A 25694-nucleotide genomic window follows, 5' to 3' on the forward strand; every position below is an offset into this window, starting at 1 on the left:
AAAACAAAAAAGGTGTCAATAAATTGACACCTTTTTTTATATCTTAGAAAAAAATATTAATATCCTCCTCTGTTTCCACCACCACGGTTATCTCCACCACGGTTGTTTCCACCATAACCACCACGGTTGTCTCCACCACGGTTGTTATTAAAACTTCTTCTTTCGCCTTCAGGTTTTGGCTCAGATTTGTTTACAACAATTGCACGTCCTTGAACAGTAGCTCCGTTCAATTCGTCAATCGCTTTTTGAGCCTCATCATCATTTGTCATTTCAACAAAACCGAAACCTTTACTTCTTCCAGTGAATTTATCAGTAATAATTTTAACTGAATCAACTGCTCCGTAAGCCTCGAAAGACTCTCTTAAATCTGCTTCCTCAATACTGAATGGAAGGCTTCCAACAAAAATATTCATATGTACTTATTTATAATATGCAACAAATGTAATCTTATTTTTTTCTAATCTACTATAAATTAGCTTATTTATGTTTTTATTATCAATAAAAAAAAGTAAGAAGACTCGCAAATAGATTTTTTTTATATTCTGTAAAATTGTCTAATCGTGTGAATTAATCAAAGTGACTGGCACTTTATAAAAAACACCTTCTTTAAAACGAGCCGATTTTTCAGCTGCCATGACATCATTGCCGTTTGGCGCTACAAATATAAAGGTTCCAGAAACGGTATTTGTTTCTTTATTATACTGAGTAATAACTATCTGACCACTCCCTAATTCCTTTCCTGTTTTATACAAAGTTTCTTGTTTTGATAATGAATTCATGTATGTAGCGGTAGAAACATCGTCAACACCCAAAACATACGTTTGAACTTTTGTCGAAGCTGTTTGCAAAACTACCGTATCATTATCCAAACTACCCGTAATTATAAGCTTCCCATCACCATCAATATTTGCGCTAAAACTTGTAGCTCTCCAAAAAACGTCATTTTTTAAGGATTGAAAAGCAGGATTATTAGCCACCACTTCTTCTTTATCACATGAAAAAAACAGCAAAAGTAGAGGTAATAGAAAAAACCTTTTCTTCATATTCAATTAATTTTTTTGCAAAATTATCAATTAAAAAGGTAAAACGACCCGATATCTCTCTTAAAAGAACCATAAAAAACCAACTAACAAACACTTAACTTTTAATTATAAAAATAGAAATTGTAATTCAGAATAAAATTATATCTTTGCACCCTTAATTAACAGAGGTCGAGTACCTCAAAATTTAATCATACGATTATGTCAGTAAAAATTAGATTACAAAGACACGGTAAAAAAGGAAAACCTTTTTACTGGGTTGTAGCTGCAGATGCACGCTCAAAAAGAGATGGTAAATACTTAGAGAAAATCGGTACTTACAATCCAAACACAAACCCAGCAACTATCGACTTAAACCTTGATAGTGCAGTTAAATGGTTAAACAATGGTGCGCAACCAACTGATACTGCTAAAGCAATTCTTTCTTACAAAGGAGCTTTGTTGAAACATCACCTAGAAGGTGGTATTCGCAAAGGTGCTTTAACTCAAGAACAAGCTGATGCAAAATTAGCTACTTGGTTAGAAGCTAAAACTGGAAAAGTTGATGCTAAGAAAGATGGTTTAACAAAAGCGCAAGCTGATGCTAAAGCTAAAGCTTTCAAAGCTGAGCAAGATGTAAATGCAAAACGTTTAGCTGCTGCTGCTCAAGCTGAAGCTGACGCTATCGCTGCTGCTACACCTGCTGCAGAAGAAGTTGCTGAAGAAGCTCCTGCTACTGAAGAAAATAACGAAACAACTGAAGCATAATTATATTTAGCGGGAATGCGTAAAGAAGAATGTTTTTATTTAGGTAAAATCGCTAAAAAATTTAGTTTCAAAGGTGAAGTCTTGGCTTATTTAGACACGGACGAACCTGAGTTATACGAAAACTTGGAATCAGTGTTTGTCGAATGCGACAAACACTTGGTTCCTTTTTTTATTGAAACTAGTTCATTGCACAAAAACGATTTCTTAAGAATTCGTTTTGAAGACATGACTACAGAGGAAGATGCCGATGCTATTATAGGCAACGCGATTTACCTACCTCTAAGTATGTTACCTAAACTTACTGGTAACAAATTTTATTTCCACGAAGTTATTGGCTTTGAAATTGAAGACCAACGCTTAGGTGTTTTCGGAAAAATAGCTTCTGTAAACGACACTACTGCACAACCTCTTTTTGAAGTTATTAATGGTGAAGTAGAAATGTTAATCCCTATGATTGATCATTTCTTAGTGAAAATTGATCGTGACAACAAAAAAGTCATCATGAATTTACCTGAAGGCTTAGTTGAAATGTACCTATAGAGAAGTATTCAGTTCTCCATTTTAAGTATTCAGTTTACCATTTTAAATCAAAAACTGTTAATCTACAATCATAAATCATTATGTTCCAATTCAAGCAATTTTCTATTCAACAAGATAAAACTGCTATGAAAGTTGGCACCGATGGTGTTTTACTGGGTGCTTGGACTCCTATAAACAATCATCCTTTTAGTATTTTGGATATTGGAGCCGGAACTGGACTTATTGCCTTAATGTTAGCACAAAGAACGAGTGCTGAACAAATTGACGCTTTAGAAATTGATGAAACAGCCTATGAACAAGCTGTTGATAATTTTGAAAACGCTCCTTGGAATGACCGATTATTCTGTTATCATGCTGGACTAGATGAATTCATGGAAGAGCCTGAAGATGAATATGATATTATTGTATCAAATCCACCATTTTACAGTGAAGATTACAAAACTGATAACGAACAAAGAGATTTAGCGCGTTTTCAAGATGCTATGCCTTTTGAAGATTTAGTTGAAGCAGCCGATTTATTACTCTCAGAAAACGGTATCTTCTCAGTAATCATTCCATTTAAGGAAGAAGAAAAATTCATTACCCTAGCCAAAGAATTCGAATTATACCCTTTCAAAATCACTCGAGTTAAAGGTACACCTACAAGCGACATTAAACGCAGCTTATTAGCCTTTAATCGCATTGAAAATCCAGATATTTCAATTGATGAATTAATTATCGAAACCGGAAGACATATTTATACTCCCGAATATATCGAACTGACCAAGGATTTTTATTTGAAAATGTAGATTTAAAAACAAAGAGAGAAAGTAAACTTCCTCTCTAGTATATGATTATTTTTCACAACACCAATCTCCAGGATATTGTTTCGAATAAAGTGCTCCACTACAAGTAGCCAAAGGATTAACACAATAGCCTGTTGCCTCAGAATATCTCCAAGCCCCTCCGTTTATTAATTTTTGTTCTTTTTTGGTTAATTTTTTGATACCTTCTAAGTTTAAAATGCTTTTTAACATAATTTAAATTTTTATAGTTTCGCTAATACCTCAATCGTTTAAAGACATTTGAGTTTTCTGTCTAATCTTGCGCAAGAATATTTTAAATCCTTTTTCAAGCTCAAACGAATCAGTCGCTTCAAATAGAATATTGTTTTCAATTAATTATTTTAAAAACCCAAATGGAAATATTTAAAACACAATATTAAAGATAACAACATAACTAATTAAAAAACAAACACCTATACAAAAACAACAAACATTACGAACCTATTTTGTTAAATTTTAAACCTAAAATTTGGTTGATTTAAATTAAAAGAAAATGCAACAAAATGGATGCAACCAAAATTTTAATTCTGTCTAAAAAGACTTCTGAATTGATATAATATTCTTTCTAATAATCGAAGATCTTCAGTAACAATTTCAGCATTACCTTTCATTTCCTGTTGAAAAGGAATCTTCTTATTATATGATGTTTCTAACCCCTTAGGAAGGGATATATCCAACAACAGATTTCCGTCTTTATCTGGAATAAGGGAAATGTTTTCAACTTTACCTCTAATAACACCAAACTCTCTATCTGGAAAATTAAACAATCGAATATTAACTTGTTGCCCTAATTTAATTTTTCCTGAATTCTGAGCCTTCGCTTTGGCTTTACCAATATACCCTTTTTCAGTATCGGGAATAATCGAGAAAACATTCTCTCCAGAAGTAATGGTTTGGCTCTCTGTCCATACTTGCAAGAATGTAACAACACCAGGAATTGATGATCTTAAAGTATATGCTAATTCCCAATCTTTAATCCCTTTCTTTAACTGATAATACGATTGCATCAGATTGCGCTCTAAGTTCACCTCCTCTTTCGTTCCACTTATTCTAGTACCTTGACTTGATCTAGAGTTCTCTATAAGTGCAGATTTAAGCTGCGATATTGACGAAAGCAAGCCTTTGTAGTTTTTATCCGCCTGAAGGTAACCTAGCTTTTTATTTTCTAGATCCTGTGTCGAAATAACTCCTTTTGCATATAAGACCTCAAAACGATTAACATCGTTTTTTTGAAGTTGTAATTCACTTTCATTAATACTTTTTTGCTGCTGCAAAATAGCCAGTCGTTCTTTAATTTGGGTATGCTCAGAATTTTGAGCATTATTTTCAACCTGAAAAGGTTGTAGATTTTCATTAAGTTTCCAAGCTGCATAATCCTTTTGGAATACTCCATAAGTACTTTCTAACTCTCCAAACTGCATATTGTTTAACAAAGCAAAAGGAAACTCTTTATTTCTGTCATTTATATTAAAATTATCTACTGTGTTCTTTAAAATAAAAACATCTTTATAATTAGCTGAATTTTCAATAATTGCAAGTGCAGTATTCTTAGATACTTTTGCTTTGTCCTTTACTAAAATCGCTTCTATTCTACCTGTCGTTTTTGCTACTAGTTTCTCAGGTGGTATAGATGTCGTTATACTTATCTCTGTACTTACTACATCTGGATATTTAAGAAACCATGAAACAAAAAACAACATGCATATTATCGCAAAGATCAAAACTGTCCCCCATCGTATCATCCAATGTGGCACTTTAGTAAGGATATCTTGTACCTCTTCGCTTCTTAATTCAAATTTCGTATTGTCTTCTGCCATATTTTAATTCCCTAATTGCAATTGATTACGAACCAATTCAAAATAATTTCCTTTTTGTTCCACCAATGCCGAGTGACTACCAATTTCGATAATCTTTCCTTTATCTAAAACAACAATTTGATCTGCATTCATAACTGTACTTAATCTGTGCGCAATTACCACAACTGTTTTATCCTTGAAGAAAATATCTAATTTCTCCATAATTGATTTTTCATTATTAGCATCTAATGCCGAAGTTGCCTCATCAAAAAACAGCATTTCTGGATTTTTATAAACTGCTCTTGCTATTAACAATCGTTGTTTTTGCCCTGTACTCATACCAACTCCTTCTGACCCTATTTTGGTATTATAACCTAGTGGCAAGCTAGTGATATACTCTTTAATGTTTGCCACATCTGCCGCATACATCAATCGTTCTTTATCTATTTTATCAACTCCAATAGCTATATTATTAGCAATTGTATCACTAAAAATAAACCCTTCTTGCATTACCGCACCGATATTATTACGCCATGCTTTTTGTGAAATATTTTTAAGCTGTGTATTTCCTATATTAATTTCTCCATTATTTGGCTCATAGAATTTCAATAACAACTTCATTAACGTTGTCTTTCCACTTCCACTTACTCCCACAATTGCCGTTACTTTATGCGCTGGAATAATTAAATTTAAATTATCTAAAACCGGTATATCTGAACCTAAATAACGATACGAAAGCTCTTTGATAATAATATCACTATCTCGTGGAATATCTTGCGTCTGATGCTCTTCTTGCTGTACCTCGTCTTCTTTATCATGGATTTCTGACAATCGAGCTAATGATATTTTTGCATCTTGTACCTCTCGTACAAACTCAATAAGCTGAGTAATAGGACCGTTTAAACTTCCTACGATAGAACTTATAGCAAGCATCATCCCAAGAGTAATCTGTCCGTCGATTACCAATTTTGCTGAAAGGAAAATTATAAAAATATTCTTTAATTCATTAATTACTGATGACCCTATTGTTTGTGTTTGCTCTAAAACTAATCCTTTTATAGAAACTCGAAACAATCTTGCCTGTACATATTCCCACCCCCATCTTTTTTGCTTTTCGGCATTATGCAGTTTTATTTCCTGCATTCCGTTTATGAGTTCCATAACCTTACTTTGCTCTTGGCTTACTTCTGAGAATCGCTTATAATCTAATTCTTCTCTTCGTTTTAAGAATAGAGTTATCCAGCCAAAATAGAGTATACTTCCTGCAAAAAACACTAAGAATATCTTAAGATTATAATAGGCTAAAACCCCACCCATAATAATCATATTGATAACTGAAAACAGCACATTTAATGATGAAGTGGTAAGAATTTTTTCTATACGGCGATGATCATTTATGCGTTGCATAATATCTCCTGTCATCCTTACATCAAAAAACGAAATGGGTAAATTCATTAATTTAATAAAGAAATCCGAAATTAATGAAATGTTTATTCGTGTAGATAAATGCAATAGTATCCAGCTCCTTATAAGCTCTAATCCTGTTCTTCCTGCAAAAAGAAATAATTGCGCAAAAAGGATTAAATAAATAAAATGTATGTTTTGGTTTTGTATTCCAACATCAACAATACTCTGTGTAAGAAATGGAAAAATAAGCTGTAATAAACTACTCGCTAATAAACTTATACTTAGCTGGATCAGGAACGATTTATATCGCAAAACATATTGCGACAGCAATCCAAACCCTAAACCTTTTTTATCTTCTTTATCAAAATCGGATTGAAAAAAACGTGGGGTAGCTTCTAATAATAAAGCAATTCCTTCTTGTGTTGATTCATCTGCATTGTTTCCGATCCAGAACTTAATAAAATCCTTCTGGCTATATTCGATCAACCCAAAAGCTGGGTCTGAAATATAGTAAACACCCTTTTTTATTTTATGGAGTACTACATAATGTTCCTTATTCCAGTGCAATACGCAAGGCAACGGAGCTTCTTCAAGACTTTGCACACTCAATTTTACACCTAAAGTTCGAAAACCAATTTTCTCTGCAGCATCGCTTAAGAATAATAAATTGCTTCCTTCCCTAGTAGTCTCACTAAAATCACGCAGTTCTTGAATGTTTATAGATTTACCATAGTACTTGGCAATAATTTTTAAACAGGTAGGACCGCAGTCCTTAAAATCTGCTTGTATATAATTGGGGAATTTTTTCAATTTTAAATCTTGTTTTACAAGGACAATATAGTATATTTTCTACAATCTAATATAAAATAATAAAGAGGAAATTACATCCTCTTTATCATTTTTTTCCAATAAACATAAACCAACTCTTAACAAATTATAATTTTATAAAGGAATATATTTAACAACAAACCTCTATACTATTTTTACTAAATAATTTAAATAAAACCCTTGGTTTAAGATTTCATTTAAGGCTCTATAGGTGGATCTATAAGTTCTATACGACATGGAGGAGCACAAGATCGATTGTAGGTTCTACATCTATTTGTAGCAGGATCAATACAATCTATCAAACCACCTTTAATACTTTTTTGCTCATTTTTAGTTAATTTTTGAGCACCTTCTAAATTTAAAATTTTCTTTAACATAATAAAATAATTTTTAGATTAATTAAGACTCTAGTCCTTACAAAGGACACAATTTTTATAAATATTCATACAAAAACCAGAAGCACAATCATATTTTGGCATCACAGTACTTCCTTTAATTCTTTTTTGCTCATTTTTACTTAATTCTTGAGCTCCTTCTAAATTCAAAATATTTTTTAACATAGTCCGTCTTTTAAATTGTATTAATACCTCAAAATTTATTTTTAAAATTAACAAATACCCTAATTATCATTACAATAATTAGGGCTTAAGCTAATAGCCCAATCTAGAGGCTATATTTCCAAAAAAAATGAGAATTCTTAATTATTATATAGCTTTTAAAGCTCTACCGTAATATAAAGAAAACTATACTTGACACTCAATATATCTGCAATCTGGGTATGCAATACCGTCTTCTGGACAACAAACTTCCCAATGTTTTTGTCCTCCATTAATTGCTTTTTGCTCATTTTCTGTTAATTCTTGAGCACCCTTTATTTTCGAAATATTTTTTAACATGAGTTATTGTTTTAAAATTTTATTAATAATTTAATTGATTTTCAAATACTCCGGTTTATTTCAAAATTTTACAAACCTGAGTACAACTAACTATCTAGAACACTCGATATACCTACAGTCTGGATATGCGATATTATTATCTTCTGGACAGCAAACGATAAACTCTCCAGGTCCACTTCCTTTTACTCTTTTTAGCTCATTAATAGTCAATTCTTGAGCTCCTTCTATTTTTGAAATATTTTTTAGCATAAGTGATGTTTTTTTTGAATTTATATTACTTTATAACATGGATGCTTTCACATCCTAAATCTTAAATAAAGAAAACTATTATCTAATCTGTTTCTTTATCGCGACATGGTCTACCTCTATGATCAGTACCATTAGGCGGGCAAACTCCTTCACCACCATTTATTTTTTTTTGCTCATTTTTAGTTAATTCTTGAGCTCCTTTTAAATTTGAAATACTTTTTAACATAATTGATATTTTTAAAATTTGATTATTAATTTGAGCACTAGCTAGCATTTTTATTACACTGGTCTACAATTACCATCATAACCATTTGCAACATCTCTACCAACGCATACAGTATTAGGAGGGCAATTCCCATCGGCAGTACAAGCTAATCCACCCTTAATGACCTTTTGCTCACTTTTAGTTAATTCTTGAGCCCCATTTAAATTTAAAATGCTTTTTAACATAATTGATATTTTAAGGTTTGATTATTTTAATCACATTATACAACTCTTAGCAAGGAGCTAACATAATTGAACATTGATTTGGACCAATATAAACTGGTCTATAATAAGGATCATAATTACGACAAGCTGTTTCACTCAAAGGAAGAATTTGGTAAGCACCACATTCTCCATCTGGCGGGATGTTCCCTCCTTTAATTTCTTTTTGCTCATTGTTTGTTATTCTTTTAACTCCATCTAAATTTAAAATGCTTTTTAACATAATTTGTTTTTTGAATTTGTTAATACTACTATGATCTTAAAACACTTAATTTATATTTATCTAAGATAACATACATGGTGTTCCTGCTGGAGCACACCCGCACTGCCCATCTGGACAACAAATAAGAATATCAATACCTTGACAAACTATTCCTGATCCATTAATAGATTTTAGTTCTTTTTTTGTTAACTCTTGAGCCCCTTTTAAATTTAAAATGTTCTTTAACATAATTTGGTTTTTTGAATTTGTTAATACTTCAATCATTTTAAGACACTTGAAGTTTATGTCTAGTCTTGCAAGAATTTCATATATGCTTTACATGTACACCAGAGAATCTCTCTCTAATGTTTCATTATTTTCTAAGATATCATTGATGAAATATTTCAATTCACCTAATTCATATTCGCTTGGATACAATTTTGTATTTATAATTTTAACTGGCGTGTAATTAAATCCATTTTTCGAACACCAATCGTACTGCTGTTGAATTTGCTGATTGACTTTCATAGAAATCGAGTCCACAGTCCATTTTTTTTGCCATAGTTCCAATGACATCTTTTTTATATGCCAATCTGATATAGCCTCTACAATATTTTCAGGATTAACATCATTAATCATCAAAAGTCTCTCTACAACAACTTTATATGGATTCTGATTGTTTTCTGGATTAATATTAAATAATACATTCAAAGAAATTCTCTCAGGAAATTTCCATATTAATTCAAAAGCATCCTCAAATGCTTTATGACAATGCCCGCAACTTGGACTTATAATAATTGAAAGTTTAGCTGCCGCTTCACTATTACCAAAATGCAATCCTTCTAATTTATCGAACCCATCGAATGAAGTAATCTCTTTAGATAAGAATTCAAAAAGAGTAAAATTTCTTCTAAACTTAGTTAGACCCTTTACCAATTTTTCAGCTTTTAACTTATCTTCTACAATTGGTTTTACCACAGACCATAATGACGAAACAACTATTAGAGAAAACAAATACTGAAAGAGACTAGTCAACGTAAAATTTACCCTGAATTCAGATTCAAACCCCCATAATGCGCCTTGAATTATCACTAAAAAAGAAATAATTAAACACAATACACACCATTTTTTTATTTGAAATTTTTGAATCCAAATAGAATACAAGATTACTGGTACAGCTATTAAACTAAGAAAGCCTACAAGACTAGAATTTGCTGGTCCAATCAATATTGCAAGTGCAGCTGTAACAAAAAAGATCAATGGTAAATCTGAAAAATCAAACCATTTATTGGTCTCTATATTATCTGATTTAATAACTGATTCACAAGAAGTATTTGGATTGATATTACACAACTTAGACGCCACTTGATTATCGATACCAAATTTTTCTTGAACAATAAAAACACTAATTAACAACCCAAATAAGGATGTAATTAAAAAAGCGTAATCAAATACTCTATAATCATTATAAAAACTTGACAAGACGATTAACGCCAAAAACAAGATGCCGTATTTTAATCCTTTAGGATTTTCACTCAAAGCTTTTTCTTCTTGAACATCATTAGCTTCAATTGCCAATACAACCCCATTCCAGCCCTCAGAAAAATCATCAATTGTCAAAGTAACCTTCTTATTTTTTTCAGTTTCAATTATGATTGAAGATTCTGTCTTATCAACTAGAACCAGATCATGATTAAAAATTGCCAAGAAAGAATTAGGCAATTCATGTAGTTGCTCTTTAGGAACTTTTATTACAATATTCTCTATTGACAATATATTCAATGAATCTGTAACAGCAAATAGACTTGGGTAATTGGGATGTGAAAGAAATAACTCTTCAAACTCCTTTTTTGCATTTGAATAATTATTCAAATCAAGGTACTTCTCAACCAATTTAATCATAGTGATAATCTTAATTATTATAAAAAAGGAACATCACAAATATTGATAATCTTTCAGTTAAAAAAAGTTAATTTTTTATTTTTTTAAAAAAAATGGATACATAATTTATAAATAGTTAAGTGTTTTTTACCCACTTAAAACACTAAATTACAAATAGATAACAAAAACGATGTTCAGAAATCATCTCCAAAGCTACAATCCAAATTATGGAAATACCTTTTCCATAATTTTGATATTCTAACAAATAAAACTTATGAAAAAATCCCCCTTAACATTAGAAGATTTTAAAAAAAATGAGCTTCCAAAAAAACATTACAAAATGATTAGAGGAGGTGAAGATCCAAAAGATGGTACTGTTACTACACCACCAGTAACTGACCCACCGGGAACAGTAAAACCTCCTGGGCAATCCTAATTAAGAAATGATTAGAAACTACAGGTTTATTCTTTTAAAAATCTGTAGTTTCTAGTTTTTTAGTAAACTGAGTTGGCGTTACTCCAGTTCTTTTACTGAATGATTTTGTGAAAGAAATGGCATTCTTAAAACCTACACTTTCGGCTAGCGCCTGAGTTGAATATTTTCTATATATTGAATTTGTTATTAATTCGTTGATAACATAATTAATCTTTAATTCATTGGAGTATTCGCTAAAAGTCTTACCGAATCTCTTATTAACAACATAAGACAAATAGCTAGTATTTGTTTTAATTTTTTTGGCTACAGATTGTTGGGTAAAATCAGAATTCAGGTAATAATGTTTCTTCTCTAACTGCTTTAGTTTCTCAAATATTTCTTCTTCTTTCTCTAAGTCCAAATTCATTTTAGCAACCATTTTTGGAATACTCTCTATAACTACTTCTTCTTTATCTATAGTTACTGGAGCTGCATCATTTAATTCTAGCCTTAACTTATACTCTTCAATTAAAGCATTTACCTTTTTGTCTGTCTCTCTTTTTTTCTTGACACTCTTTACATACAGAACAATTAATACCAATAACACTCCTACAAAAAGAAAAATCATCAAATTCCAAAATCGAATTTTATTCTGATTTTTAGTTTGAAGTTCCTCCATGTCTTTTTTAACGTTCACATTCCCTAAACGGAAGTTAACCTCCTGAACTTCATTATCTAATTTTGATTGAATCTGTTCAAACTTATCAAAATATTTATCGGAATACTTTAATGCTTCTTGAGGATTATCTTTTATAGTATAAATCTTAGCCAAATAATAATTTGAATTTATATAATACAAATCATTAACCTTATTCATTTGATAAATTGAGTCTACTTTTTTAAAAAAGTACAATGATTTGTCATAATCTTTACTATTGAAAAACAAACTCCCCAAATTATAACTAGCAATAAAAAGCTCTGGTTGCAAATTATTTTCTTCACTGTATAGCAAAACATCATAATATACCTTCTCCGCGTTTGCAAAATCATTCTTCATATAATAAATATTCCCTAAACTCATTTTAGAGTTTAGTTTCGTATTTAAATAATTTTTAGAGTATGTGATTGATTTAGTGTAGTAATGTTCTGCAGAATCCAAAAGCTTAGGGTTAGAATAATTTTTTCCGTAAGCTTTTTCAAAAGCACGCCCTAAATTAAAATTAATATTGCTCTTATAATTTGTAAACTTTTCTTCAGAAAATGAATGTTTTATCTGATTTATAATTTTATTTGACTCTTTTAAAGATAAGATTGCTGCTTTATAATTCCCTACCTCTATATTAATTAGTGAAATATTCATATAAAACTTCACCATCCGTATCTGGTCATTCTGCTTCTTTGCAATACTTAACCCTTTTTCAAATTTGTCAAAGGCTGCTTTTAGATTATTTTTTCTCCAATCTATAAGTCCACCATAATTTAATAAATCAGCATTTAATATGCTTTTTTCTTTTGACTGTTTTACTTTTCCTAGAAGCTTAAAAGCTTGTTCATAATACTGCTTTGACCTAATACTATCTTCTTTAAGTTGAAACAAATAAGCTTTTGCTCCACTTGCAAAAGTCTTGTGTGAATAATTACTTGATCTTTCTATTTTATCTGCAAAAACAAAAGCGCTATCTACATTAGAATTTGCACATGACCTCACTTTATCTTGTAACAGAGCGTACTCTTTATAGCTTAATTCTGAATTTTTCTGAGAAAAAACAGCACTTGAAATAAAAAAAAACAGAAGACATTTAACAAATTTCATTAACCTTTTAGTTTTGAATTACTCCAAAATTAGTTCATTAATACCAATAAGCAAATAATAATTTATAATGGAAAACATAAAATAATCACAATTTTATTCTGATTATTATTTCCAAATCCGTAAAAAATATAACGATTTACTTTTGTTTTGTTATATCTATATTGTGTAAATTTGTTTTTGAAAAAAAACATAAATTATGAAACCAGACCTATTTCAAGCACCAGATTATTACAACCTAGACGACTTATTAAGCGACGAACATAAACTCGTAAGAGACTCAGCCCGAGCATGGGTAAAAAGAGAAGTATCCCCTATCATTGAAGAGTTTGCACAAAAGGCAGAATTCCCAAAACAAATCATAAAAGGTTTAGGAGAAATAGGTGGTTTTGGCCCATACATCCCTGTTGAATATGGTGGAGCTGGACTTGATCAAATTTCTTATGGCTTAATTATGCAGGAAATCGAACGTGGTGATTCAGGAGTTCGCTCAACTTCATCTGTTCAATCTTCATTAGTTATGTATCCTATCTGGAAATATGGAAACGAAGAACAAAGAATGAAATATTTACCTAAACTTGCTACAGGTGAATTTATTGGTTGTTTTGGATTAACAGAACCTAACTATGGGTCTGATCCTGGAAGTATGATTACCAACTTCAAAGACATGGGAGATCATTACCTATTAAACGGAGCAAAAATGTGGATATCAAACGCTCCTTTTGCTGATATCGCTGTCGTTTGGGCCAAAAACGAAGAAGGAAGAATTCACGGTTTAATTGTAGAGCGTGGCATGGAAGGATTTACAACACCTGAAACTCACAATAAATGGTCACTTCGTGCATCTTCTACTGGAGAATTGATTTTTGACAATGTAAAAATCCCTAAAGAAAATTTATTACCGAACAAATCTGGATTAGGAGCTCCATTAGGATGCTTAGATTCGGCTCGTTATGGAATCGCTTGGGGTGCAATTGGAGCTGCAATGGATTGTTATGATACAGCTCTAAGATATGCTAAAGAAAGAATCCAATTTGACAAACCTATAGCAGGAACTCAACTACAACAAAAAAAATTAGCTGAAATGATTACTGAAATCACAAAAGCACAATTACTAACTTGGCGTTTAGGAGTTTTAAGAAACGAAGGAAAGGCAACAACTGCTCAGATTTCAATGGCAAAAAGAAACAATGTTAATATGGCAATTAACATTGCTCGTGAAGCTAGACAAATATTAGGTGGAATGGGAATTACTGGTGAATATTCTATCATGCGTCATATGATGAACCTAGAAAGTGTTATCACATATGAAGGAACTCATGACATACATTTACTAATTACAGGTATGGATATTACTGGGATTCCAGCTTTTAAATAGAATTCATCTATTAAAAAATACATAAAAACAATTCAAAAGCTTCTTGTTACCAAGAAGCTTTTTTATATTTGTAAAAAAAATACCAGCATGAATATTGAGACTATAAATAATAGCATTCAACCCCAAAAAGATCTTTTATTACAACATCCTCTATATAAAAAAATTCAAAGTATTGATGACTTACATTGCTTCCTAGAAAGCCATGTGTATGCTGTTTGGGACTTTATGTCTTTATTAAAAGCATTACAATCAAAACTTACTTGCACAACCACACCATGGTTTGCTAGCAAAAACCCAGAAATAAGATATCTAATCAATGAGATCGTACTAGCCGAAGAAACGGATTTAAGTATTGATGGCCGTCGTCAAAGTCATTATGAAATGTACCTTGAAGCGATGGAAGATTGTGGAGCTAGCACAAAAAACATTGAAGGTTTTTTAAATGAAGTAAACTCATTACAAAATATCTTTGTTGCAATAAAACAAAGTCAATTACACCCTAATATTAAAGCTTTCTTAGATTTTACTTTTAGAGTAATTGAAGAAGGAAAACCACATGAAATCGCAGCTGCCTTTACCTTTGGAAGAGAAGATTTGATACCAAATATGTTTACTGCAATTTTAAAAAACTTTCAAGAGAATTTCCCCAATACAGATTTAAGCAAACTAATCTACTATTTTGAGAGACATATTGAACTTGACGCAGATGAACATGGTCCTATGGCAATGAAAATGATTACTGATTTATGTGAAAATGACCCTAAAAAATGGTCTGAAGTACAAGAAATATCTATTCTATCCCTAGAAAAAAGAATCGGTTTATGGAATGCTATAGAAGAAGAAATTAGTATAAAAATCGAAATGGTATAAAAACCAAAACAGTATTTTTAGCGTAAGTATTATTGAGAAAACGACAAACATCTTAATAAATACATTATGAAAAGTAGATTCAAAATAATACTTACGTCTTTATTCGCGATTTTTACGATTAGCTGCGATTCAGCAAATGAAACAAATCAGTCCCCTTCCATTATTCCTCCAGTCGCTATTACACCACTACTAGCTGCAAAAACAATAAACTATCTAGCACTTGGCGATAGCTATACTATTGGTCAAAGCGTATGCGAAACGTGTCGTTATCCTGAACAATTAAAACGTAGTTTATCAAACTCATACCCAGCAACCGCTTTCTCACTAAAAATCACCGCTAAAACGGGCTGGACAACATCCAACTTACTATCAGCTATAAAAGCTGAAAATCTCAGCTCAAATTACGACCTAGTAACGTTACTAATAGGAGTTAACAATCAATTTCAAAACATATCTTTTTCTGTATACGAAAACGAGTTCCCAGAATTGGTAAACAAAGCCATTTTTTTAGCTAAAGGAGAAAAGTCTAATGTTATAGTTGTTTCGATACCTGACTATGCCTATACTCCCTTCGGACAATCATCTGTGTACAATAATAAAACCATTACGTTAGAGATAGACAAATACAATGCTTTTGCAGAAAGCTATTGTAAAGCCAATAATATCGTGTTTGTCAATATAACTGATATTACACGACAAGGATTATCAAATCCAAGTTTGGTTGCTCAAGACGGGCTGCATCCATCAGAATTAGCATACTCCTTATTTGTTGAACGTATTTTACCAAAGGCTAAATTTGCGATAAGTGAATAAAAAAAGCGAGAAAAATTTTTCTCGCTTTACTTTATTTTAATATTCTGGTGCTAACTCTAGCTCTAAACCTTCTAAACCTTCTGTTATTGGAATTTGACAACCTAAACGACTATTAGACTTAACATAAAAAGCCTCTGAAAGCATTGCCTCTTCTTCATCTCCCATTTCTGGTAATTCAACATCATTTAATACATAACACTGACAAGAAGCACACATCGCCATTCCACCACAAGTACCTTCTACAGGTAGCTCGTAAGCTTTACATAACTCCATTACATTCATTGCCATATCAGTTGGAGCCTGTAGTTCATGAACAACTCCCTCTCTATCTTTAATCTTTATTAATACATCCATCTTTAAATTATCGGAATTTTGATTATTAACGCATTTACAAGTAGCAAAAATACATTATCTTTTACAAAATACTAATTGCTAGGTTTAAAAGTGAATGCATATTCCTTGGATTTATCTTTTAGGTGCATTTTAAGTCCCAAAACGCTGTTTTTTTCTAATATTGTGACTACAGCAATAACAGAATAATAATCTTTATCGTTTTGAAAAATCAATGTCCCCTCATAAGTAGAATTTACTATACCTTGTTTGTCTGTTGTTGTTTTAATTTTTCGAGGATGAGAAAATTCAGCAACTGTATAGCTTTGTTTATTTGAGAATTTAGCTTTTCCTTCACAAAAGTCAAATAAAAAATCATAATTAGAAATTCTCAAACTCCCTTCCTCCGTAATTGGAGAAACAACAATCTGACCTTCATAATCAAAATCGGACCAAACTTCATACTCATTTACCCACGCCTTGTCAACATATAGGTTCCCACTAATTTCCTGAGCATAACAAGTAGAAGTAAAAATAAACAGAACGACTAGTTTGTAATAATTATTCATATATGTAAGATTTAGGTTATATCGCAAATTTAAGTTAAATATATATTAAATCGCACTACAAAACTCCTAATTCTTAACACTTTTTTTTATCAAAATTAATTTAATTCACTATTTAAATGAATATTTCTTAATTTTAACACTATTTTCTTACTAATACTTTTAATTAAAAAAGAAACAGGCCTTTATTTTGATGATATATCATTAAGTGTCTAAATTACACAAATAAACACCAAAATATTCACATTAGTATTACCGATAATCTAACATAAAGCCCAAAAACAAAACACCTTTATAATAGCAAATTGCTAGAACTACATAATGTTTACTACCGTTTCAATCTGTGGAGCAAACTTTTTAATTGTAGTTTCAACCCCTGCTTTTAGTGTCATTTGATTTACACTACAGCTTGTACAGGCTCCTTCTAAACGAACCTTAACATGTTTATCATCTTCTATAGAAACCAATGTTATATCACCACCATCTGAATTCAGAAATGGCCTGATTTCATCTAAAGCTCTTAAAACATTGCTTGTTAATTCTTCTGTTGTCATAATTTTAATATTCAATTAAAGAGTTTAATATCTTAGATTATGAATCAACTAGAAAACTATAAGCTCTCCAATTATTTCATAATCTAAGTTATCTATTTATCTCAATTATCTAATTTTTCTTTACTGCAGAACATCCTGCCATTGTTGTAATTTTTATTGCTTCAGTAGCTGGCAAACTCTCATTGCGATTTACTACTTCTTGTACCACGTTTCTAGTAATTTCCTCAAAAACAGTTTCGATAGTAGATGCAGTTTGTAGCGCCGCAGGACGTCCATAATCTCCAGCCTCACGAATAGACTGTACAATTGGAACTTCTCCTAAAAACGGAACTCCTAAATCTTCTGATAAATTCTTAGCTCCTTCTTTTCCAAAGATATAATATTTATTCTCTGGTAATTCTTCTGGTGTAAAATACGCCATATTTTCTATAATTCCTAAAACAGGTACATTGATGTTGTCTTGCATAAACATCGAAACTCCTTTTTTAGCATCTGCCAAAGCTACAGCTTGTGGAGTACTTACTACAACTGCTCCAGTTATAGGAAGTGATTGCATGATTGAAAGATGAATATCTCCTGTTCCTGGAGGTAAATCAATCAACATAAAATCTAATTCTCCCCAATCAGCATCAAATATCATTTGATTTAAAGCTTTAGAAGCCATTGGTCCTCTCCATATTACTGCCTGACTTGGTGCAGTAAAAAATCCAATTGAAAGTATTTTAACTTCATAACTTTCAATCGGTTTCATTTTTGATTTACCATCAACTAAAATTGAAACTGGTTTTTCTGATTCTACATCAAACATAATTGGCATAGATGGCCCATAAATATCAGCATCTAATACTCCAACTGCAAAACCCATTTTAGCTAATGTAACAGCTAAATTTGCTGTAACTGTTGATTTACCAACTCCACCTTTTCCAGAAGCTACAGCAATAATATTTTTAATTCCTGGTATTGCACGACCTTTAATCTCGTTTTTCTCAGGAGTTTCAACTTTAATATTTACTTTAATTTTTGCATCTGCAGAAACTAAATCATGAATTGTTTTTTTAATATCGTCTTCTGCACGTTTTTTTATGTGCATAGCTGGTGTGTGCAAAACTAAATCAACTACAACTTCATCACCAAAAGTAATGACATTTGCAACTGCTCCGCTCTCAACCATATTCTTACCTTCTCCAGCTATAGTAATCGTCTCTAAAGCTTTAAGGATTTCTTTTCTGTCTAATTTCATTTTAACTTACTATTTTCTATTGACAATAATCGCTTCAAAAACTATATTAATTTAAACCGATTTCAGATTACAAAGATAACAGATTAAGTTCTTATTCTAATGGTTTTAGATTGGATTTATTGATAGGCTAATCATTTGAAGTTATTACTAAATCATTTTACATAAATTAATAAAACATTTTACAGACAAAGAATTTAATTCTGTAAGTCACAAAACAGTCATCTAATAATCTATAAAAATAATATTATTAAATATAGCGTTTAAATTTTCCATACCTTTATTAAGACATTGAGTGCCAGTCTTTTTTAAACTTGACACTGTATTAATCAAATAATTATGAGAAAAATTACTTTATTATCCGCAATTCTTCTGTTGGCCTTTTCATTAACTTCATTTAATTCCAACAAAAAAAACAGTTTACGTATCGAATCTTATGCTTCTCTTAAAATCGATAAGAAATCTAATAATAGCAAAGTAATTGTTATGATTAATAATGTTACAATCGCTACCTTTTTTAAAAACTACCCAAAATACACAACATATCAATCAGATGTAAATCAGCTTTATAAGAGTCGAAATTACAAAATGATCTGGCATGACAATAACGAGCTTATCGAATTTGCTCATTTGCTATACCAAAAAGTAAACATGCTTGAAAAAGAAGGTGTAAAATCGACTGTGCCTTACAAAGATCAAATAGACTTAATATTTAATGAAACCGAAACTAACAAACCTTCCCAAACTGACACTGAACTATTACTAACTTCCTTATATGTATTTTACACCAACAAGGTTTACGAAGGAATCGACGCAAAGAAAGTTCAGGATTTAGGATGGTTTTTACCCAAAAAAAGCATCTCCTATGACAAACTATTAGATTCGTTGTTAGTAGACCCTAAATTATTAGACAAAGACAAAATTGGCTTATTTAGCCAATATTATAAATTACGTGATGTTTTAAACAAATATCGTGAAATCCAAAAAGCCAACGATTGGAACCCAATAACCATGGATCCAACAGCACAAGAACTAAAACCTCTTGATAGCTCAAAAACTATTGGCCAAATCAGACATCGCTTGGTAGTCATTGGAGATTTAAAAGAAGATTCCAAAAGAGAGGTGTATGACCAAGAACTGATGGATGCCGTATTAAATTATAAAAGAAGATATGGCTTAGCTCTAAATTACAAGATTACCCCTGAACACATCGATCAAATGAACGAACCTATCGAGGACCGCATAAGAACAATTATGTTAAACATGGAGCGTTGCCGATGGATTCCAGCAGAATTAGAAAATGGCAAGGAATACGTAATGGTAAATATTCCTTCTTATCATCTGATTTATGTAAAAAACGGAGCTTACGAATTGGTTTCAGACGTTTTTGTTGGCTCTAGATTAAATAAGACAGTGATTTTTAGCAGCAAAATGGATCGAATTGTTTTTAGCCCTTACTGGACAGTTCCTCAAAGCATTGTTAAAAATGAGTTGAAATCTGTAATAGCTTCCGATAAGAATTATTTAAAAGATCACAACATGGAGTGGTATAACGGAACTATTAGACAAAAGCCAGGTCCTAACAATTCGTTAGGATTAGTAAAATTTTTATTTCCGAATCCAAATGACATCTACATGCACGACACTCCTGCAAAAAGTTTATTTCTAGCTCAAGACAGAGCATTTAGTCATGGCTGTATAAATGTTCAAAAAGCCAAAGATTTAGCAGTTGCTATTTTAAAAGATTATCCAGATTGGCCTATTGATCGTATTAATAATGCTATGAGCGGTGAGAAAGAAACGGTTTGCATGCTAAAAACCAAAATCCCAGTTTACATTGGTTATTTTACTGCTTGGGTAAATGATGCTGGTGAGATTAGTTTTTACAAAGATGTATATGACAGAGATAGTCGCTTATCTACATTGTTATTTCCTGATAAAACAATCAACTAAATACACAACTCTCTGTGTAATTCTAAAAATGGCATATACTCATAAAAATAATTACATTTTGCCAATTATACTATATTATTTGTTCCAAAAAAAGACCCGACCAGCGGTTATGCTGTCGGGTCGGGAACCAAAACTCAATTCTAATTAATTGCTCAGATTAATTATTCGTATTTAAGATATTTAAGTATATCTATTTTTGTTACTTGATATGCTTTTGCCAAAACAATCACCAAAGTTAAGAAAAGTAACACAATCAATGCAATAATAAAAGGCAAGACAGGGACATCAATTCTAAAGGCAAAATTCTCTAACCATTTACTAAGCAAGAAATAGGCAGGAAATACTCCAACCACAAAGCCTAACAAACAAAAAAGCACATATTGTTTTGATAGTTCTTTAAGCAAAACATCCGTTTCTGCACCAAGTGTTTTTCTAATGGCAATTTCTTTCAATCTTCTTTCCATCGAAAATGATGCTAAAGCAAATAATCCAAAAATAGCGATAACAATCACAATCATATTAAGCACAAAAAATAAGTTTTTTTGTTTCACCTGCTCCTTGTATGTTTTTGCAAATGCTTTATCTACAAATTGATAATTAAAAGGATAATCGGGATTCACATTCTTTTTCCAATAAGTCTCTAATTTAGAAATTGTTTCTGTTAGATTTTCAGGCGAAACTTTTATATATACTTTGCCTAAATTATTCCATTTTAAGGTCTTAATATTAACAAAAATCATTGGTGGAACTTTATTCTTAAATCCTGTAAGGTGAAAATCTTTTACCACACCTACAACTTTAAATTTCATATTACCATCTTTATTACCCCAACCTGAGCTAATAACTGTATTTATTGGATTTTTAAGATTTAATACCTTAGCACATGTTTCATTTATCAACCAATTATTTATACTGTCTGATGCATACTTAGGTGACAAGTCTCTCCCCTGAACCATTTTAATTTTCATCATTTCAAGAAAACCAAAATCCATCTCTACGTTTCCAGGTTGTATAAAAACACCATTGTGTTTGAATCCTGAACTAGAATTTGTTCCTTCTCCAAAAGAGCCTGCAAAAGTAGAAACATTCTCAACCCCTTTCATTTTCATCAATTCCTGTTTGGTTGTAAAATATTTCTCTAGTCTTTTTTCTCGATCTGGGTAATTAAACGAAACGCTGATAACTTGACTTCCGCTAAAACCTAAATCTTTATTCATCATATAATTTACCTGAGAATAAACGATTAATGCTCCTATAATAAAAAAAGCAGCAATTGTAAATTGAAAAATCAACATTGAGTTTCTTATCCAAATACCACTTTTGCTTCTTGAAAAATTCCCTCTTAAAACCTTCAATGTTTCAAAATTAGCTACATAAACTGCTGGAAATATACCCGCAAGAACAATTACAGCAATAAAAATAAAAATAATTTGCAGATAAAATTCAACTCCATTCATAATGAGGGCTTTCCCCAAAAAATCATTATAAAAAGGCAAAGACAACTCTACGATAGCTAACGCTAAAAGGATAGCCAAAATAACAATTATAGCCGTTTCAAAAATAAACTGTAATACGATTTGAGATTTATTTGCCCCAACGATTTTTCGAACACCAACTTCTTTAGCTCTCTTAATTGCAGATGCTGTTGCTAAATTAATGTAGTTCACCAAAGACAAAGCCAAAATAAGCCCAGACAAACCTACCATAATATACAATAATTGTAGATCTCCCCTTCCTTCAGGATAACTCCCTCCAACACTAGAACCTACACCATAAAGTCGTGCCGTTTTAAGCTGATCAAGAATAACTGTAATTGCGCCATTTTCTTTTATATACTGTTCAACTGTCTGCCCGTTTTCTTTAGCATCTTTCATTGTTCGATTAACAAAATTAACATGCTGCATTTTCTTTAAAAGAGTTCCTGCATCTGTTCCTTTTTTCACTTTTACGCAAAGAGTATGATTAAAATTCCCCCAACTCCCCAAATCTCCTTCCTTGATAAGCCCTCCAAAAACATAATTAGGCTCAACAGAAGATGGTCTCATGATTTTATAAACCGCTTTTACGATAAAAATATTTCCATCATTGATAATCGTTTTCCCGATAGGGTCTTCATTTTTAAAAACCACTTTTGCTTCATCTTCCGAAATTGCAACACTATTTTTCTCTTTCAGAATATCTTTTTTAGCACCTTTAACAATTGGGAATGGGAATATTTCAAAAAAATCATAATCGGCAACTATGATTTTTTTACCCATCCATTTTTGATTTTGATATTTAAGTACATCTTCATAGTACCAACTATCAAAGAAAGTAATGTATTCAATTTCTGGAATTGTAGCCTTAGATGTTATTCCAAACGGAATAGGACTAGAATTCCATATATTTCCTGTTTCATCTCCCATGTTGTTGAGAACCTGATAAACGTTCTCCTTTTCTGGATTCCACTGATCGTATGAATTCTCATCATTCCAATATAATATTGCAAAAATAACTCCTGCAATCCCTATGCTTAATCCCAATACATTTAAAAACGAAAACAGTTTGTTTTGTTTTAAATGGTAAACAAATATTTTTATCCAGTTAAGTATCATCCTATTTTATGTATAATTTGGTTGGTTTGATTAGTATCAATAATTTATAAAAACAACGTTTTACAAAACTCTATCACCACTATAATTACTATTGTTATCAATTTTATCATGATTTCTATACTTTAAAAACGTCTACATTTCTTTGATTTAGCTTTTCCGAAAAAACAACCCCATCTTTCATATGAATCGTTTTTTGCGAAAAAGAGGCGTCGTAATCCGAATGTGTTACCATAAGTATTGTTGCTCCTTTGGCATGCAAATCGGTTAAAAGTTCCATAACTTCATTTCCATTTTTACTATCTAAATTCCCTGTTGGCTCATCGGCCAAGATAATCTTAGGGTCATTTACCAAAGCTCTTGCAACTGCAACACGCTGTTGTTGTCCTCCTGATAGTTGTTGAGGAAAGTGTTTCAATCGATGAGAGATATTTAACTTCTCAGCAATTGCTTCTACTTTTTGTTTTCTTTCTGATGTCTTTACATTATTATAAATCAAGGGCAGCTCTATATTATCATAAACTGAAAGCTCATCAATAAGATTAAAGTTTTGAAAAATAAACCCTATATTTTCTTTACGAACAACAGCTCTTCCTTTTTCTTTAAGACCTATCATTTCGTTATCCAACAACTTATAACTCCCACCACTTGCACTATCTAGGAGTCCGATTATATTAAGCAAAGTCGATTTTCCACATCCTGAAGGCCCCATAATGGTTAAAAAATCTCCTTTTTTAATTTTCAAATTAATACCACTTAATGCCGCAGTTTCTACTTCTTCTGTTCTAAAAACTCTAGTTAAATCTTGTATTGTTATCATGTTTTTTAAAATAATTAGTTGTTATTGATTGTGTTTTTTGATTGATGATTGATGATTGATGATTGAACTCTATTTTTTTAATTATTTAGTCTTTATTGAAAGCTCTTCTATGTCTCTATAATCCGAATAAGAAGATGTTATTACTTTTTCTCCTTCTTTTAATCCGCCTAAAACTTCATAATACGAAGGATTTTCTCTACCCAATTTGATTACTCTTTTATCGGCTTTGTTTCCATTTATAACAAAAATCCATTTTCCCGCTGTTTCCTGATTAAAACTTCCTTTTGGCAAAACAAGGATTTTATTTCTCTCTGATAAAATTAATTTTATTCCAAAGCTTAATCCGTCCTGCAAAGCAATTTTATCCTTCGAAACAAAATTTAATTCGACTGAAAAATGACCACTTTTAACTTCTGGAATTACTTTCGTTACGATTACTTCTAGTGTCTTTCCCTGATAGTCAACTTCTCCTTTTAGACCTTCACGCATTTTTTCCAAATAAAACTCATCTACTTCTGCTACCAATTTATAACCTTGTCTGGAATCTATTCTTCCTATACTTTCTCCCGCTTGAAATGTCTTTCCTAAAACTGGCTGAAATGAAGTTAGTCTTCCCGATTCTGGTGCTGTTATCAAAAAGTTCTTTTTATTATTTCTCAAAATATCCAAACTCTTTTCCATAGTTTGAATGGAACGATTGATTTGTGAAATCTGCAATGAGTTAGTTTGCTTCTCTTTTTGAATGCTTTGCTGAATTGTTTTTTTTCGCTCATCCTGAAAACGCAAACTTTCTTTAAATGCATTCCAATCATTTCTAGAAATCACATCCTTCTCATACAATTTAGAATTCATATCATACAACCGTTTAGCATCATTATAATCATGTTCTATTGCAACTAAATCTTTAGTCAAATTCAACTCTTGATTTCTAATGTTCAATTTACCAGTATTCAGATTATTAATTTGTTCTATAATTGCTGTTTCCTGTGTAAGATAATTAAGTTCTGTATTCGGATTATACAATCGAGCCAATGACTGTCCCTTAACAACTGTTGCCCCATTTTCAACAAATATTTCCTTAACAGAACCACCTTCGGTTATATTTACCAACATAACATTCAAAGGTTCCACTTTTGCTTGAAAAACCATAAAATCTTCAAAGAAATCTGTTTCAACAGTTTTTACAATAAGTTCATCTGCCTTAACATTCAGACTTCTTTTTTTGTTAAAAGAAAAAAAGACTACAATAGCCAATGCTAAAAAAGCTCCGATTCCTATTGCCAGATACCTAATTTTTTTACTTTTACGAGGAATTACTTTGTCCATGTTGTTTAATAGTTTACTGATTACCAATAAGTAAATACTGTGCCAGAAGAATTATATTTTGTAAAACACTGGTTTGCAAAGTCATTCAGAATTCATAAAAAAATCTACTGTTCGATAATGAACAGTTGACCGTTC

30 protein-coding genes are annotated in these 25694 nt (G+C 31.3%); 8 read left to right on the forward strand and 22 right to left on the reverse strand.

Annotated features, from left to right (window positions below; genetic code table 11):
- Positions 1-56: 56 nt before the first annotated feature.
- Together rbp and LNQ49_RS10880 are read right to left on the reverse strand one after the other, a co-directional pair.
- Positions 57-413, reverse strand: a complete 357-nt coding sequence (rbp, locus tag LNQ49_RS10875; RefSeq protein ID WP_229988829.1) for an RNA-binding regulator — start codon at positions 411-413, stop codon at positions 57-59.
- A gap of 141 nt (positions 414-554) precedes the next feature.
- Positions 555-1043, reverse strand: a complete 489-nt coding sequence (locus LNQ49_RS10880; protein ID WP_229988830.1) for a DUF6252 domain-containing protein — start codon at positions 1041-1043, stop codon at positions 555-557.
- Positions 1044-1241: 198 nt separating this feature from the next.
- Here LNQ49_RS10880 and LNQ49_RS10885 point away from each other — a divergent pair, with 198 nt between their 5' ends.
- The 3 genes from LNQ49_RS10885 to LNQ49_RS10895 all read left to right on the forward strand — a co-directional run bounded on the left by LNQ49_RS10885 (position 1242) and on the right by LNQ49_RS10895 (position 3115).
- The gene (locus tag LNQ49_RS10885; RefSeq protein ID WP_229988831.1) at positions 1242-1787 is read left to right on the forward strand and encodes a 30S ribosomal protein S16; all 546 of its coding nucleotides are present in this window, start codon (positions 1242-1244) and stop codon (positions 1785-1787) included.
- Positions 1788-1802: 15 nt separating this feature from the next.
- Positions 1803-2327: a ribosome maturation factor RimM gene (gene rimM, locus LNQ49_RS10890; RefSeq protein ID WP_229988832.1), complete on the forward strand. Its 525-nt coding sequence runs from the start codon at positions 1803-1805 to the stop codon at positions 2325-2327.
- Positions 2328-2407: 80 nt separating this feature from the next.
- Positions 2408-3115 (forward strand): tRNA1(Val) (adenine(37)-N6)-methyltransferase, encoded by a 708-nt coding sequence (locus tag LNQ49_RS10895; protein ID WP_229988833.1) that lies wholly within the window; start codon positions 2408-2410, stop codon positions 3113-3115.
- A 45-nt stretch (positions 3116-3160) separates the two neighbouring features.
- Here LNQ49_RS10895 and LNQ49_RS10900 read toward each other — a convergent pair whose 3' ends face one another.
- The 12 genes from LNQ49_RS10900 to LNQ49_RS10955 all read right to left on the reverse strand — a co-directional run bounded on the left by LNQ49_RS10900 (position 3161) and on the right by LNQ49_RS10955 (position 10917).
- Positions 3161-3343, reverse strand: coding sequence for a hypothetical protein (locus tag LNQ49_RS10900; protein WP_229988835.1), 183 nt, complete (start codon positions 3341-3343; stop codon positions 3161-3163).
- Positions 3344-3672: 329 nt separating this feature from the next.
- Entirely contained in the window at positions 3673-4968 is a 1296-nt protein-coding gene (locus LNQ49_RS10905) for an HlyD family secretion protein (protein WP_229988836.1), read from the reverse strand.
- A 3-nt stretch (positions 4969-4971) separates the two neighbouring features.
- Positions 4972-7164 carry a peptidase domain-containing ABC transporter gene (locus LNQ49_RS10910; RefSeq protein WP_229988838.1) on the reverse strand — a complete coding sequence of 731 codons (2193 nt, stop codon included), beginning with the start codon at positions 7162-7164 and terminating at the stop codon, positions 4972-4974.
- Between the two features lie 215 nt (positions 7165-7379).
- Positions 7380-7559, reverse strand: coding sequence for a hypothetical protein (locus LNQ49_RS10915; RefSeq protein WP_229988840.1), 180 nt, complete (start codon positions 7557-7559; stop codon positions 7380-7382).
- Between the two features lie 30 nt (positions 7560-7589).
- Positions 7590-7742, reverse strand: a complete 153-nt coding sequence (locus LNQ49_RS10920) for a hypothetical protein (RefSeq protein WP_229988842.1) — start codon at positions 7740-7742, stop codon at positions 7590-7592.
- A gap of 183 nt (positions 7743-7925) precedes the next feature.
- Positions 7926-8078, reverse strand: coding sequence for a hypothetical protein (locus LNQ49_RS10925; RefSeq protein ID WP_229988843.1), 153 nt, complete (start codon positions 8076-8078; stop codon positions 7926-7928).
- Between the two features lie 90 nt (positions 8079-8168).
- The gene (locus tag LNQ49_RS10930; RefSeq protein WP_229988844.1) at positions 8169-8327 is read right to left on the reverse strand and encodes a hypothetical protein; all 159 of its coding nucleotides are present in this window, start codon (positions 8325-8327) and stop codon (positions 8169-8171) included.
- 82 nt (positions 8328-8409) lie between these two features.
- Positions 8410-8553 (reverse strand): hypothetical protein, encoded by a 144-nt coding sequence (locus LNQ49_RS10935; protein ID WP_229988845.1) that lies wholly within the window; start codon positions 8551-8553, stop codon positions 8410-8412.
- Positions 8554-8606: 53 nt separating this feature from the next.
- Complete coding sequence (locus LNQ49_RS10940; RefSeq protein WP_229988846.1) at positions 8607-8777, reverse strand: hypothetical protein; 171 nt, start codon at positions 8775-8777, stop codon at positions 8607-8609.
- Between the two features lie 46 nt (positions 8778-8823).
- Entirely contained in the window at positions 8824-9036 is a 213-nt protein-coding gene (locus LNQ49_RS10945; RefSeq protein ID WP_229988847.1) for a hypothetical protein, read from the reverse strand.
- Positions 9037-9096: 60 nt separating this feature from the next.
- The gene (locus LNQ49_RS10950) at positions 9097-9264 is read right to left on the reverse strand and encodes a hypothetical protein (protein WP_229988848.1); all 168 of its coding nucleotides are present in this window, start codon (positions 9262-9264) and stop codon (positions 9097-9099) included.
- A gap of 87 nt (positions 9265-9351) precedes the next feature.
- The gene (locus LNQ49_RS10955) at positions 9352-10917 is read right to left on the reverse strand and encodes a vitamin K epoxide reductase family protein (protein WP_229988849.1); all 1566 of its coding nucleotides are present in this window, start codon (positions 10915-10917) and stop codon (positions 9352-9354) included.
- Between the two features lie 253 nt (positions 10918-11170).
- On the opposite strand from LNQ49_RS10955, the gene LNQ49_RS10960 reads away from it, so the two are divergent.
- On the forward strand, positions 11171-11332 hold the full coding sequence (locus tag LNQ49_RS10960; protein WP_229988850.1) for a hypothetical protein: 162 nt from the start codon (positions 11171-11173) through the stop codon (positions 11330-11332).
- A gap of 34 nt (positions 11333-11366) precedes the next feature.
- Here the strand turns inward: LNQ49_RS10960 and LNQ49_RS10965 are convergent, their stop codons facing one another.
- Positions 11367-13124, reverse strand: coding sequence for a helix-turn-helix domain-containing protein (locus LNQ49_RS10965; protein WP_229988851.1), 1758 nt, complete (start codon positions 13122-13124; stop codon positions 11367-11369).
- Between the two features lie 196 nt (positions 13125-13320).
- Here LNQ49_RS10965 and LNQ49_RS10970 point away from each other — a divergent pair, with 196 nt between their 5' ends.
- From LNQ49_RS10970 to LNQ49_RS10980, 3 genes are all read left to right on the forward strand, one after another.
- The gene (locus LNQ49_RS10970; RefSeq protein ID WP_229988853.1) at positions 13321-14499 is read left to right on the forward strand and encodes an acyl-CoA dehydrogenase family protein; all 1179 of its coding nucleotides are present in this window, start codon (positions 13321-13323) and stop codon (positions 14497-14499) included.
- Positions 14500-14586: 87 nt separating this feature from the next.
- Positions 14587-15369, forward strand: coding sequence for a DUF3050 domain-containing protein (locus LNQ49_RS10975; RefSeq protein WP_229988855.1), 783 nt, complete (start codon positions 14587-14589; stop codon positions 15367-15369).
- 66 nt (positions 15370-15435) lie between these two features.
- Entirely contained in the window at positions 15436-16182 is a 747-nt protein-coding gene (locus tag LNQ49_RS10980) for an SGNH/GDSL hydrolase family protein (RefSeq protein WP_229988856.1), read from the forward strand.
- 36 nt (positions 16183-16218) lie between these two features.
- Here the strand turns inward: LNQ49_RS10980 and LNQ49_RS10985 are convergent, their stop codons facing one another.
- The 4 genes from LNQ49_RS10985 to LNQ49_RS11000 all read right to left on the reverse strand — a co-directional run bounded on the left by LNQ49_RS10985 (position 16219) and on the right by LNQ49_RS11000 (position 18872).
- Positions 16219-16536 (reverse strand): 2Fe-2S iron-sulfur cluster-binding family protein, encoded by a 318-nt coding sequence (locus tag LNQ49_RS10985; protein WP_039116982.1) that lies wholly within the window; start codon positions 16534-16536, stop codon positions 16219-16221.
- 71 nt (positions 16537-16607) lie between these two features.
- Positions 16608-17081: a hypothetical protein gene (locus tag LNQ49_RS10990; RefSeq protein WP_229988857.1), complete on the reverse strand. Its 474-nt coding sequence runs from the start codon at positions 17079-17081 to the stop codon at positions 16608-16610.
- Between the two features lie 311 nt (positions 17082-17392).
- Positions 17393-17632, reverse strand: a complete 240-nt coding sequence (locus tag LNQ49_RS10995) for a NifU family protein (RefSeq protein WP_035622017.1) — start codon at positions 17630-17632, stop codon at positions 17393-17395.
- Positions 17633-17741: 109 nt separating this feature from the next.
- Positions 17742-18872: an Mrp/NBP35 family ATP-binding protein gene (locus LNQ49_RS11000; RefSeq protein ID WP_229988858.1), complete on the reverse strand. Its 1131-nt coding sequence runs from the start codon at positions 18870-18872 to the stop codon at positions 17742-17744.
- A 336-nt stretch (positions 18873-19208) separates the two neighbouring features.
- Between LNQ49_RS11000 and LNQ49_RS11005 the strand changes: the two genes are divergently transcribed.
- Positions 19209-20822 carry a L,D-transpeptidase family protein gene (locus tag LNQ49_RS11005; RefSeq protein WP_229988859.1) on the forward strand — a complete coding sequence of 538 codons (1614 nt, stop codon included), beginning with the start codon at positions 19209-19211 and terminating at the stop codon, positions 20820-20822.
- 161 nt (positions 20823-20983) lie between these two features.
- On the opposite strand, the gene LNQ49_RS11010 is transcribed toward LNQ49_RS11005, so the two are convergent.
- From LNQ49_RS11010 to LNQ49_RS11020, 3 genes are all read right to left on the reverse strand, one after another.
- On the reverse strand, positions 20984-23416 hold the full coding sequence (locus tag LNQ49_RS11010; protein ID WP_229988860.1) for an ABC transporter permease: 2433 nt from the start codon (positions 23414-23416) through the stop codon (positions 20984-20986).
- A 115-nt stretch (positions 23417-23531) separates the two neighbouring features.
- A complete protein-coding gene (locus LNQ49_RS11015) occupies positions 23532-24233 on the reverse strand; it encodes an ABC transporter ATP-binding protein (RefSeq protein WP_229988861.1) in 702 nt (233 codons plus the stop codon).
- Positions 24234-24314: 81 nt separating this feature from the next.
- The gene (locus LNQ49_RS11020; RefSeq protein WP_229988863.1) at positions 24315-25559 is read right to left on the reverse strand and encodes an efflux RND transporter periplasmic adaptor subunit; all 1245 of its coding nucleotides are present in this window, start codon (positions 25557-25559) and stop codon (positions 24315-24317) included.
- Positions 25560-25694 lie beyond the last annotated feature (135 nt).

The organism is Flavobacterium pisciphilum (genome assembly GCF_020905345.1).
In the GTDB taxonomy this organism is placed as follows: Bacteria; Bacteroidota; Bacteroidia; order Flavobacteriales; family Flavobacteriaceae; genus Flavobacterium; species Flavobacterium pisciphilum.